Annotated in this window: 11 protein-coding genes; 8 read left to right on the top strand and 3 right to left on the bottom strand. The window is 66.3% G+C overall.

Translation table 11 applies throughout. From position 1 onward, the window contains the following. The first annotated feature begins 2 nt into the window (after window positions 1–2). Window positions 3–659 (top strand): 16S rRNA (guanine(966)-N(2))-methyltransferase RsmD, encoded by a 657-nt coding sequence (rsmD, locus tag AC5RU7_RS00760; RefSeq protein ID WP_494051332.1) that lies wholly within the window; start codon window positions 3–5, stop codon window positions 657–659. A gap of 3 nt (window positions 660–662) precedes the next feature. Here rsmD and AC5RU7_RS00755 read toward each other — a convergent pair whose 3' ends face one another. Together AC5RU7_RS00755 and AC5RU7_RS00750 are read right to left on the bottom strand one after the other, a co-directional pair. Next, complete coding sequence (locus AC5RU7_RS00755) at window positions 663–1,451, bottom strand: spermidine synthase (RefSeq protein ID WP_494050690.1); 789 nt, start codon at window positions 1,449–1,451, stop codon at window positions 663–665. Continuing rightward, entirely contained in the window at window positions 1,451–2,674 is a 1,224-nt protein-coding gene (locus AC5RU7_RS00750; RefSeq protein ID WP_494050689.1) for an aminotransferase class I/II-fold pyridoxal phosphate-dependent enzyme, read from the bottom strand. The genes AC5RU7_RS00755 and AC5RU7_RS00750 overlap by 1 nt, the downstream gene beginning before the upstream one ends. A 43-nt stretch (window positions 2,675–2,717) precedes the next feature. Here AC5RU7_RS00750 and coaD point away from each other — a divergent pair, with 43 nt between their 5' ends. From coaD to ftsY, 7 genes are all read left to right on the top strand, one after another. Beyond that, entirely contained in the window at window positions 2,718–3,218 is a 501-nt protein-coding gene (gene coaD, locus AC5RU7_RS00745; protein ID WP_494008560.1) for a pantetheine-phosphate adenylyltransferase, read from the top strand. A 123-nt stretch (window positions 3,219–3,341) separates the two neighbouring features. After that, complete coding sequence (locus AC5RU7_RS00740; protein ID WP_494050688.1) at window positions 3,342–3,866, top strand: YceD family protein; 525 nt, start codon at window positions 3,342–3,344, stop codon at window positions 3,864–3,866. Window positions 3,867–3,902: 36 nt separating this feature from the next. Beyond that, window positions 3,903–4,106, top strand: a complete 204-nt coding sequence (gene rpmF, locus AC5RU7_RS00735; RefSeq protein ID WP_009356569.1) for a 50S ribosomal protein L32 — start codon at window positions 3,903–3,905, stop codon at window positions 4,104–4,106. Between the two features lie 21 nt (window positions 4,107–4,127). After that, on the top strand, window positions 4,128–4,856 hold the full coding sequence (gene rnc, locus AC5RU7_RS00730) for a ribonuclease III (protein WP_494050687.1): 729 nt from the start codon (window positions 4,128–4,130) through the stop codon (window positions 4,854–4,856). A 3-nt stretch (window positions 4,857–4,859) separates the two neighbouring features. Further along, window positions 4,860–5,831 (top strand): bifunctional DNA-formamidopyrimidine glycosylase/DNA-(apurinic or apyrimidinic site) lyase, encoded by a 972-nt coding sequence (gene mutM, locus AC5RU7_RS00725; protein ID WP_494050686.1) that lies wholly within the window; start codon window positions 4,860–4,862, stop codon window positions 5,829–5,831. A 128-nt stretch (window positions 5,832–5,959) separates the two neighbouring features. Then, window positions 5,960–9,544, top strand: a complete 3,585-nt coding sequence (smc, locus tag AC5RU7_RS00720) for a chromosome segregation protein SMC (protein WP_494051331.1) — start codon at window positions 5,960–5,962, stop codon at window positions 9,542–9,544. 80 nt (window positions 9,545–9,624) lie between these two features. After that, the gene (gene ftsY, locus AC5RU7_RS00715; RefSeq protein ID WP_494050685.1) at window positions 9,625–10,833 is read left to right on the top strand and encodes a signal recognition particle-docking protein FtsY; all 1,209 of its coding nucleotides are present in this window, start codon (window positions 9,625–9,627) and stop codon (window positions 10,831–10,833) included. A 55-nt stretch (window positions 10,834–10,888) separates the two neighbouring features. Here the strand turns inward: ftsY and AC5RU7_RS00710 are convergent, their stop codons facing one another. Continuing rightward, window positions 10,889–12,130, bottom strand: a complete 1,242-nt coding sequence (locus AC5RU7_RS00710; RefSeq protein ID WP_494050684.1) for an MFS transporter — start codon at window positions 12,128–12,130, stop codon at window positions 10,889–10,891. Between the last annotated feature and the right edge of the window lie 78 nt (window positions 12,131–12,208).

The raw sequence follows: 12,208 nt of genomic DNA, 5'->3' as shown, positions 1-12,208 counted from the left end.
GGATACGCCGGTGGAGCAAGGAGGCCAGAATGAGCCGGATCATAGCCGGTGCCGCCGGCGGCACCCCGCTGTCAGCGGTTCCCGGCTCCTTGACCCGCCCCACCACGGACCGCGTCAAGGAAGCACTGTTTTCCCGCCTTGACGCTTTCGACGTCATATCCGGCTCCCGGGTGCTGGACCTTTACGCAGGCTCCGGTTCGCTGGGAATCGAAAGCGGCAGCCGGGGCGCCCAGTCCGTGGACCTGGTGGAATCCGAGGCCAAGGCAAGCGCCGTCTGCCAGCGGAACGCGGACCTCCTCAACGGGGTCCTGGGGCGCAAAGCGGTAACGGTGCACCGGTCCAAGGTTGAGCCGTTCCTGGACCGTGCCGCGCCGTCCGCAAGCTGGGACCTGGTTTTCCTGGACCCGCCGTATCCCCTTGAGGAGGTGGCGTTGTCCGCTGTGCTGGAGAAACTGGCCCCGCATCTCGCGCCGGCGGCGGTGGTGGTGGTGGAACGCTCATCCCGTTCCCCGGAGCCTGGATGGCCCGGCAGTTTGGCGCGGTTCGCGGAAAAGAAATACGGCGAAACCAGGCTGTGGTTTGCCGAGCCGTATGTGCCGGACGCGATTGCCGGCGAGGACATTCCCGAGGCGGCAGAGTCGGAGGGGCAAACCCAATAGGCGTTAGCCCGCCAGGGGGTCGAGGTCCACTCCGGCCAACACCCTGGCGGGGTGGGGGCCACGGGCCACAAGTTCCAAGGACCATTCCCTTGGCCATGGCATCTGCGTGCCTGCCAGGATGATGTTGCCCGGGTACCGGCCCTCGAACATGCCCGCTTCGGCGACGGCAGCGACGTCGGCCATCGCCTGCCGCATTGCGGTTACCTGGCTGCGCACCAGCGTCAGTCCCGGCTCGTCACCGACGTTGACCACCAGCACACCCTCCGGGCCCAGCTTCTCCCGCGCTTCACGGTAAAAGCCCGCGCAGGCAAGATGGGTGGGGGCTTCGGGCCCGGAAAAAATGTCGAGGATGATGACGTCGAAGGTAAGCCCAGGGTCCAGTTCCCCCAGGGCGTCCCTGGCATCCCCGGTGATGGTGTGAAGGTCCGTTCCGTCCGGAAGCGGAAGCTGACGCAGGACAAAATCGAGCAGTTCCCGCTCCAGTTCCACCGCATATTGCACTGACCCGGGCCGGGTGGCCTGGATGTAGCGGGCCAGCGTCAGCGCTCCGGCGCCCAGGTGCAACGCCCGAATCGGCTCTCCCGGAGGGGCTGAAAGGTCCACCAGGTGCCCGATCCTGCGGAGGTACTCGTAGAAAATCTCTTCCGGGTGGCCAAGGTTGACGTGGGACTGCTCGGCGCCGCCAATGCTCAACACATAGCTGCCCGTTGTGAAACTGTCCGGATGAATGGCGGCGTGCTGGCCCGTGCTGCGCAGGAACCTGGTGGCATGGCCGGTGTTCTCGGCGGACATCAGAGCTTTTCGCCCAGGGTGGCCAGCCTTCCGGCTGCTTCCTCAAGCACGGCGGTCTTCTTGCAGAAGGCAAACCGGAGCAGGCTGCGCGTCCGTTCCGCTCCTTCCGGGTGGCAGAACACCGGGACCGGTATGGCCGCCACGCCCACCAGGGCAGGCAGCCGCCTGGCAAGGTCCACCGAGTCCGTGATGCCCAGGGGGGCTGTGTCCACGTTGACGAAGTAGGTGCCCTGCGGGGAGAAGACCTCAAAGCCGGCGGCGCGCAGCCCGGCACTAAGAATGTCCCGCTTGTGCTCCAGCTCAGCGGCGATGCCCGTGTAAAAGGCATCCGGCAGGGCCAGGCCGGCGGCAATGGCCGCCTGGAAGGGCGTCCCGGAACTGTACGTAAGGAATTGCTTCACGGTCCGCGCTGCCGCCACCAGGTCTGCCGGCCCGGAAAGCCAGCCCACTTTCCAGCCGGTGAGCGAAAAGGTCTTTCCGGCCGAGGAGATGGTGATGGTCCGCTCTGCTGCCCCCGGAAGGCCGGCGACCGGGATGTGGCTGACGCCGAACGTCAGGTGCTCATAAACCTCGTCCGTGATGATGATGCTGTCGTACTTCCGGGCCAGCTCCACAATCCGCTGCAGGACGCTCCGTGGGAAGACGGCCCCGGTGGGATTGTGGGGATTGTTGAGCAGCACAACCCGGGTCCGTTCACTGAACGCTGCTTCGAGGGCGGCCATGTCCGGGAGGAAGTCCGGCGCCACGAGCGGTGCGGTCACATGGGTGGCACCCGCGAGGCCAATCACCGCACCGTAAGAATCGTAAAAGGGTTCGAGGGTGAGCACTTCGTCACCGGGGCCGGCAAAGGCCAGGAGGGACGCCGCGATGCCTTCGGTGGCTCCGGTGGTGACAAGCACCTCTGTTTCGGGGTCCGGAGCCAGGCCGTAGAAGCGCTCCTGGTGGGCTGCCACAGCTTCCCGCAACAGCGGGATTCCCTTGCCCGGGGCGTACTGGTTTGCTCCTGAACTGATGGCAGCGCGTGCCGCCTCGCGGATTTCCAGCGGCCCGTCCTCGTCCGGAAAGCCCTGGCCCAGGTTGATTGCGCCCGTCCGGACCGCCAAGCCGGTCATTTCCTCGAAGATCGTTACGCCCAGGCCGCCGTCGGGCGCCAGGAGATTGGCGCCGAGGGCCGTGCGCTGCCATGGGGCAGGAGCTGGGGAATGTTCCCGTCGAGGATGCATCCAGTCATGTTATCCCGGGCTTTTAATGGGGTAGGTTCGGAGCATGAGACGAGCTGTCTGCCCAGGATCCTTCGACCCCATCCACAACGGCCATCTTGAGGTTATTGCGCGGGCGGCCGGGCTCTTTGACGAAGTCATCGTGGCCATCTCCACGAATTACGCCAAGAAGTACAGGTTCACCCTGGACGAGAGGCTGGAGATGGCCCGGGAAACCCTGGCCTCGCTCAAAGGGATCGTTGTTGAGCCGGTGGGGGAGGGTTTGCTGGCCGAGTACTGCCGCCAGCGTGGTGTTTCCGCGATCGTGAAGGGGCTAAGGTCGTCCTCCGATTTCGACTATGAGCTGCCCATGGCCACCATGAACCGCCAGCTCAGCGGTGTGGAGACCGTGTTCCTGCCCGCCGAGGCCCACTATGTCCACCTGTCATCCACCCTTATCAAGGAAGTGGCCGGCCTGGGCGGCAACGTGTCCGACTATGTGCCCAGATCGGTGCAGCGGCGGATGCTTGCTGGCGAGCCTGCGCAGGATCAACAGCCCAGGCGGTAGGCTAGTCCGGTACTTCCAGCCCGCCGGCACCCCGGTTTGAGTCCCCGGGATTCTTCAGGCTAAAATAGTACGTCGGTCATATGTTCAACAGGAGTTCTCATTAAAAGAGATGCTGGTTCGCCCTTGGTGTTCGATGTCAAGGATCTCGGTCGCAGCCCGGGAAGCATGCGGACGCTGAATGAACATGTACCCGCACCAAGTGATCTTGGTGTGCCGCTCATTGGTGTTCAGGAAGGCTCGGATGTCGAGCTGGATCTGAGGCTTGAGGCCGTACACGAAGGAATTCTGGTATCAGGAACCGCCCTCACCGAAGTATCTGGTGAATGCGGCCGATGCCTGGATCCCCTTGCGTATGACCTGGAGGTCAATGTGCAAGAACTTTTCTTCTACGAAGGCGCTCAGCTTTCGGACGAAGAAGATGATGAAGAGCAACGTCGAGTCGAGCACGATCTAATCGATCTTGAACCGGTGTTGCGGGACGCGGTTGTTACCATGCTGCCGTTCCAGCCGGTGTGCCGGGAAGACTGCCAGGGCCTTTGCTCCGAATGCGGAGTTCGCCTGGAAGACGAGCCGGGGCACCACCACGAGGTCATTGATCCTCGCTGGGCTGCCCTAGCTGATATGGCTAAGCCTGACCGGCAAAATTGATTTGTACGTGTTTGTCTAGAGAGAAATGAGTTAGCCGTGGCTGTTCCCAAGCGGAAAATGTCTCGCTCGAATACCCGCGCCCGCCGCTCGCAGTGGAAGGCGACCGCCCCCCACCTGGTGAAGACCGTTGAGAACGGCCAGGTTACTTACAGCCTGCCGCACCAGGCGAAGGTCGTTACCGACTCTGCTGGCACTGCGCTGTTCCTTGAGTACAAGGGCCGCAAGGTCGCTGACGTCTAATCGGCCACTCAGGCTGACCAGATGTCTTCAATTGAAGAGCTTCTGAAGCGTCTCGGTGTCACTATTGACGCCGGGACGCTTCGTCTTGCGCTGACACACCGTTCCTACGCCTACGAGAACGGCGGCATTCCCACAAATGAACGGCTCGAATTCCTGGGTGACTCCATCCTGGGATTCTCCGTGACGGATGCCCTCTACCGGGACAACCCGGACCTTCCTGAAGGGGACCTGGCAAAGCGGCGGTCCGCAGTGGTGAGTACCCGCGCCCTGGCAAATATCGGGCGCAGCCTCGGCATCGGCGACTACATCTACCTTGGACAGGGCGAAAAGCTCACCGAAGGCAAAAACAAAGCGTCAATCCTGGCCGACACCATGGAAGCGCTGATCGGTGCCACGTACGTGTCCAATGACATCGAGACCGCCCGCCAGCTGGTCATGCGGCTGATCGGTCCGCTGCTGAAGGACGCTGCCGTACTGGGCGCCGGTACCGACTGGAAGACCAGCATCCAGGAGCTTGCGGCAAGCCGGCAGCTGGGAACCATCCACTACGCTGTGGACGGTGCCGGCCCGGACCATGCCCGCACCTTCACGGCTGTCCTGAACATTGGCGGGACGGCCTATGGCAAGGGCGCCGGCCACTCGAAGAAGGAAGCGGAGCAGGAAGCCGCCGCCGATGCCTGGCGTCTCCTCTCCGGAGCCAAATCCACCGACGCGTCCGGCACGTCAGCTGGTTCCGTAGCAGCGAAGTAGCGCATGCCCGAACTGCCCGAGGTGGAAGTGGTGCGCCGCGGCCTGGTGAGCTGGGTCCGCGGCCGTACCATCGAAGCCGTCGACGTCCTGGACCCGCGTTCCATCCGCCGCCATGCCCTGGGAACCGAAGATTTCATCGGCAATCTTGAGGGTGCCCTGGTGGCGGACGTCGTGCGCCGGGGCAAGTTCCTGTGGATGCCGCTGCTGGAGAGCTCGCGTCTCAAAGGCGGGCAAACGCCTGGAAGTGGTGACATCCCGGCGGTGGCGCTGATGGCGCATCTTGGCATGAGTGGCCAGCTCCTGATGCAGGACCGGGACGTGCCGGACGAAAAGCACCTCAAGGTCCGCTTCCGGCTCAGCAGCTGTGACGGCATGCCGTCACAGCTGCGTTTCGTAGACCAGCGGATTTTCGGCGGACTGTTCGTCACGGCGATGGTCCCCACGGACGACGGCGGTCCAGGCGGTCTTGCCGAGTCCCCCCTTGCACTGATTGCGGAAGAGGCAGCGCACATTGCCAGGGATCCGCTGGACCCGGCCTTCTCCTTCGATCTTTTCTACCGCCGCCTGCGCAAGCGTAGAACCGGGCTCAAGCGGGCGCTGCTGGACCAGGGCTTGGTCTCCGGTATCGGCAATATCTACGCTGACGAAGCCCTGTGGGCTGCGCGGCTGCACTATGCCCGGCCCACGGACACCCTGCGGAGGGCCGAGGCCGAAAGAGTCGTGGAAAGTGCCCGCACGGTCATGCTCGAAGCCCTTGCTGCCGGCGGAACCAGCTTCGACTCCCTCTACGTCAACGTCAACGGTGCGTCCGGCTACTTCGACCGGTCATTGAACGCCTACGGCCGCGAAGGGGAGCCGTGCAAGCGGTGCGCCGCGGCAGGAATCCATGCCACCATCCGCCGGGAGCAGTTCATGAACCGCTCATCCCACACCTGCCCGGTCTGCCAGCCCCGCCCGCGCAACGGACGCTGGTAACTGACTGCACCCGGGACTGACTGCGGTATCCACAAGACAACCGCGGGAATCCGGGACTTTGGCCCCGAACCCAGTAAATTTGGGTGTGCCAAGCAGCAGCTGCAGCCACCGAGGAGATCCGAAACGCCTTGCACCTCAAAAGCCTCACCGTCCGGGGGTTCAAGTCCTTTGCGTCCGCAACCACCTTCGACTTTGAGCCGGGGGTCACTGCGGTAGTCGGCCCCAACGGTTCCGGCAAGTCCAATGTGGTGGACGCCCTGGCCTGGGTCATGGGGGAGCAGGGCGCCAAGACCCTTCGCGGCGGCAAGATGGAGGACGTCATCTTTGCCGGCACGGCGGGCCGGCCTCCCCTGGGCCGGGCACACGTGTCCCTCACTATCGACAATTCCGACGGCGCCCTGCCCATCGAATACAGCGAAGTCACCATTTCCCGCACGCTCTTTAGGACCGGCGGGTCTGAGTACGCCATCAACGGGGCATCGTGCCGCCTGCTGGATATCCAGGAGTTGCTCTCCGATTCTGGGCTCGGCCGGGAAATGCATGTGATTGTGGGCCAGGGGCAGCTGGACCGGGTCCTGCACGCCACACCGGAGGACCGGCGTGGTTTCATCGAGGAGGCCGCCGGCATCCTCAAGCACCGGCGCCGCAAGGAGCGGACCGTCCGCAAGCTGGAAGCGATGCAGGCGAACCTCCAGCGCCTCACGGACCTGACCGCCGAACTCCGGCGCCAGCTCACACCGCTCGGCAAGCAGGCCGAGGTGGCCCGGCGCGCCCAGCGCGTCCAGTTCGACGTCCGCGACGCACGGGCCCGCCTTCTGGCCGACGACCTGGTCCAGCTGCAGCTCGCCCTGGAACAGGACGTCGCGGACGAAGCCGCCCTCAAGGCACGGCGGGGCGTCGTTGAACAGGAGCTGGAGGCCGGCCGGCGACAGCAGGCAGCACTGGAGCAGCTGGCAGCAGAAGCCACGCCCAGGCTCAACGCAGCCAGGGACACCTGGTACCAGTTGTCCGCGGCCCGGGAGCGGCTCCGCTCGCTCGGGTCACTGGCCCGCGAACGCAGCCGCCTGCTCGGCTCAGCTGATGCCGCGCCCGCCTCCGGCCGGGACCCGGAACAGCTGGAACGGCAGGCTGCCCGGGTGCGGGAGGAACTGGCCGAACTCGAGCGGACGATTGTGGACCGGCGGAGTGCGCTGGAAGCGGCCACGTCGGCAAAAGCCGGGGCCGAGCAGGCCGCCGCCGCGGAAGACCAGCGGCTCACGGCCCAGCTGCGTGCCGCAGCTGACCGGCGGGAGGGCCTGGCCCGGCTGGCCGGGCAGGTGGCGGCAGCCAGGTCGCGGGTGGAATCCGCACAGGCCGAACTCGGCAGGTTGCGGGAATCGCTCGCGGCCGGGGTGGAACGCCGTGCCCGCGCCCAGGAAGAGTTCACCGCGCTGGAAAACCAGGTGGCGGGAGTTGAAGAGGGCGAGGAATCGCTCGACGCCGACTATGAGGACGCCAGTGCCGCGCTGGAGGCTGTCCTTGAAAACATTGCCCGCCTCAAGTCCGAGGTCAATGAGGGCATCCGCAAGCGTGATGCCCTTACGGCGCGCAGGGATGCGCTCAAGCTGGGCCTGGACCGCAAGGATGGTGCACGGCACATCCTGCAGTCCGGCGTCGCCGGCGTCGAAGGCAGTGTCGCCGGGGAACTGGCGGTGGAGCCGGGATACGAGACCGCCATCGCGGCGGCTCTCGGGGAGGCCTCCGATGCTGTGCTGGTGCGGGACGCCGAAACCGCGGCCACCGTCCTGCAGCTGCTCAAGGACGACGACGCCGGCCGCGCCTCCCTGCTGCTCCAGTCCGCTGCCGAAGCCGGGGAGGGCAGGAGCGCGGACAGCCTGCCTGCCGGAGCCCAGTGGGCCGGCGACTTGATTGACGGCAGTGGCCCCAGCCTAAGCGTGGCCAGGCATATGCTGTCCGCGACTGCGATTGTCGAAGATGTCTCAGCGGCAATTGCACTGGCATCCCGCTGGCCGCAGATCACTGCCGTGACCCGGGCCGGTGACATCCTCACCTCCGTCTCTGCCACGGGAGGCTCAGCCAAGGCGCCGTCGCTGCTGGAGGTCCAGGCCGCCGTCGACGACGCCGCAAGGCAGCTTTCGGCCGTGACGGCGGCCATCGAGCAGAACAGGTTCGCCCTGGCCCGCGCCGAAGCGCGGCGCGCCGAAGCACAGGAACGGGCCGACGCCGCCCTCGACCGGCTGCACGAGTCGGATGCCCGGCTTGCCGCCGTCGCGGAACGGCTGGGCCACCTAAACTCCGTCCTCCGCAGCGCCGCCGGCGAAAGCGACCGGCTTGCCGCGTCGCTCGCCAGGGCCGAGGCCAACGTTGCGGCGGAACAGGAAGCACTCACGGCCGTCGCCGCCCGCCTTGCCGCGGCCCAGGAGGCACCGGTGGAGCAGGAACCGTCCACCGAACACCGTGACGTCCTCGCCCGGGAGGCATCCGCCGCCCGGGCCGCCGAGGTGGAGGCGAGGCTGGCGCTGCGCAGCGCCGAAGAGCAGCTGTCCGCCACCCGGAACCGCGTCGCATCGCTGGAACGCGCGGCTGCCACCGAGCGCCGAGCCCGGGAGGAGGCAGCCGAACGCGCCAGGCGCAGGCGCGTCCAGGCCCGGCGGGCAGCGGCAGTCGTGGCCGCAGTCGAGGCCGCGCTCCGCCACGTGGATGTTTCCGTCGCAATTGCCGCAACTGAACGGGACCGCGCCGAAGAGAACCGTGAGCTGCGCGAGCAGGGCCTGAAGGACGTCAGGAGTACCAATGATGCGCTGGCCCGGGAACTCGCCGAGCTTACTGACAACGTGCACCGCGACGAGCTGGCCCGCGCCCGGCAGCGTGCACAGATCGAGGCGCTGGAAACCCGCTCGGTGGATGAACTCGGCATCACTCCGGACGCCCTGGTCAGCGACTACGGACCGCACGTGCCTGTGCCGGTTCCTGCAGAGGAGAGCGGGGACAAATGGGCTGCCCTGCGCGCCCCGGTGGACGCCGCCGGGGAAGAGATCCGGGAAGGAAAACCTTTCGACCGGTTAGAGCAGGAAAAGCGGCTCAGGAAAGCCGAACGCGACCTCGCCAGCCTGGGCAAGGTAAACCCGCTGGCACTCGAGGAATTCGCTGCCCTGGAGGAACGCCACCAGTTCCTCAGCACCCAGCTTGAGGACCTGAAGGCAAGCCGCAAGGACCTGCTGGACATCATCAAGGAAGTGGACCTTCGCGTCCAGCGCGTCTTCACCGAGGCGTTCGAGGACACCTCGGCGCAGTTCGTCAGGGTCTTCGAACGGCTCTTTCCCGGCGGCGAGGGACGGCTGGTCCTCACCGACCCTTCGGACATGCTCACCACCGGCATCGACGTCGAGGCGCGACCGGCAGGCAAGAAGATCAAGCGGCTGTCACTGCTCTCCGGCGGAGAACGGTCCCTCACCGCCGTTGCCCTGCTGGTGGCGATCTTCAAGGCCCGCCCCTCACCCTTCTACGTGATGGACGAAGTGGAGGCCGCCCTTGACGACACCAACCTGGGCAGGCTCATCACCATCTTCGAGGAACTCCGGGAGTCCAGCCAGCTCATTGTCATCACCCACCAGAAGCGCACCATGGAGGTCGCTGATGCCCTGTACGGCGTCACCATGCGGGGCGACGGCGTCTCCACCGTCATCAGCCAGCGGCTGGGGGCCGACGCGTAGCGCGGTCCGGGCCTCGTCGCGGCAGGCCAGTCGCCGCGGAGCCGCCAAGGGCGCCCGCTTCCTTGTGAGAAGCTAGGGGAGTGAATGACATCCTTCCCATTATTCTGTCCATTGTTGCTGCCCTGGCGGTTATCGGCGGGCTGATTCCTGTCCTGCTGAAGACTCGGAAGAACATCACCCAGTACCCGGGCACCCGTGATGCAAACGACCCCGAAGTGCAGTCCGGCGGCAGCACCCTCGTCGATGAACGCCCGGCGCCGGCGGTGGACCGGAAGGCGCCGGCCGGGGTCGACGTCGAGGACCTGGACACCACCACGGTTCCCGATGATGCGGCCGGGCTGGAAGTCATCCCGGTGGAAACCCCGCTGCCCGTCGCCGGCCGCCTGGTCCGCCTGCGGGAGCGGCTTGTCCGCTCCAACAACATCATGGGCAAAGGCCTGCTGGCCCTGCTTTCCAGCGACAAGATCGACGAGAACGTCTGGGACGAGGTCGAGGAAACGCTGCTGCTGGCAGACCTTGGCACCGAACCCACCATGCAGCTCGTGGACGCCCTGCGCGAGCGGGTCAAGGTGCTGGGCACCCGGACACCTGAGCAGGTCAAGGCGCTGCTGCGGGAAGAACTCATCAAACTCGTGGACCCCACGATGGACCGGAGCCTCAACGTCCAGCGGCACGCCGACAAGCCAGCCGTCATGATGGTGGTGGGCGTCAACGGCGTGGGCAAGACCACCACGGTAGGCAAGCTCGCCCGCGTGCTGGTCGCCGAAGACAAGGATGTCCTGCTGGGAGCCGCGGACACCTTCCGCGCCGCTGCCGCCGAGCAGCTGGCAACCTGGGGCCAGCGGGTGGGGGTTCCCACGGTGAAGTCGGACATCGACGGCGCCGACCCGGCCTCCGTTGCCTATGAGGCTGTCAAGGCCGGCATCGACCAGGAAGTCGACGTGGTCATGATCGATACCGCGGGGCGGCTCCAGAACAAGGTGGGCCTCATGGACGAGCTCGGCAAGGTCAAGCGCGTGGTGGAAAAGCTTGCCGAGGTGGACGAGGTCCTGCTGGTCCTGGATGCAACCACCGGCCAGAACGGCCTGAACCAGGCGCGGGTCTTCTCGGAAGTGGTCAACATCACCGGCATCGTCCTGACCAAGCTGGACGGAACGGCCAAGGGCGGGATCGTCGTCGCCATCCAGAAGAGCCTTGGCGTTCCCGTGAAGCTGATCGGCCTGGGTGAAGGGGCGGACGACCTCGCCCCGTTCGAAGCCGAAAGCTTCGTTGACGCGCTTCTGAACTAGGGCGTCCGGAGCCGGCACCCGGTCCCTTACCAGGCCGGGTGCCGGCTCTCGGCTTTCAAGGCTTCGCCTGCCGCAGCGTTTCGCGGGTTGCCAGCCAGGTGCAGGCCGCCACCAGCATGATGCCGCCGGTGGCGCCGAAAGCCCAGCCGAAGCCCAGCCGGTCAGCCAGCACTCCGGCCAGGACCGGCCCCGCGATCGCACCGACGTCGGATGCCATCTGGTAGACCGCAAGCACCTTGCCGCCGGAGCGCCCGTTCCCGATCACGTCCGCAACGGCAGCCTGCTGTGCGGGGCCGAACAGACCCGACCCGATCCCGGCCAGCGCCGAGGCGGCCAGGAACCACCACAGGTCCTGGGTGAAGCCGATGCCCGCGGTGGCCAGGCCCGCGACGAGCAGGCCCCAGATCATCATCGGCTTGCGCCCCAGTGTGTCGGCCAGGCGCCCCGAGAAGGTCAGGGCCAGCGCATTTCCACCGGCGAAGACAGCCAGGGCCAGGCCCGCAGCTTCCGGTCCGGAACCAAAGGCAGCAGCCGCAAACAGCGGAACCGTGGCCATCCGCACCCCAAACGTCGCCCACCCGTTGGCAAAGCTGGAAAACAGCGCCGACCGGTAGGCCCCAGTAGCCAGGGCTTCGCCGAACTGCATGTCCGGGGCCTTCGTCCGCCCATCCGTTGATCCGCGGCGCTGGTGGCTCAGCTGGGTTTGGACCACGACGGCGGCCACCACCAGGGCGGCCGCATAGGCCAGGAACGGGATGCGCAGGCCGAACCCGGCCAGCAGGCCGCCCACGATGGGCCCGCAGACGTTGCCGACCAGGAACGCGGATGCGTAAGCCCCTGATACGCGGCCGCGGCTCTCCGGCGGGGCCAGGCGCACCACCAGCGCCATGGAGGCGACGGTGAACATGACCGATCCGGCACCGCCCAGGCCGCGGAAGAGCAGCAACTGCCAATAGTTCCCGGCGAAGGCGCATGCTGCCGTGGAGGCCGCCACGATCAGCAGCCCCGCCACGTAGACCGGCCGTTCACCCAGCCGGCCGATCAGCGTGCCCCCCGCCGGCGCAAAGACCAGCCGCATGAAGGCGAAGATGGCCACGATCACCGCAGCCTCGGTGTTTCCCACCCCGAAGGTTGTGGCGAACTGCGGCAATACGGGCGCAACAAGCCCGAATCCAAGCGCGATCAGGAACGCCGCAACCAGCATCACCTTGATATCGCGCGGGAGCTTGTCCCTTCCTGGCCGAAGCCGGGCCAGGATCCGTGATGTGGCACCGCTGACGCGGGGTGCTGCAGTCATGAAGCGAAGTTCCTTGCACAGTGAGTGGCCGGGATGCGGCTGGGGTGGTGAAACACAACCGTAACAACCCGGATATGC

It is taken from the genome of Arthrobacter sp. K410C, assembly GCF_059090105.1.
The sequence above is the reverse complement of the archived record's forward strand: the minus strand, read 5'-3'. Positions and strand labels throughout refer to the sequence as shown.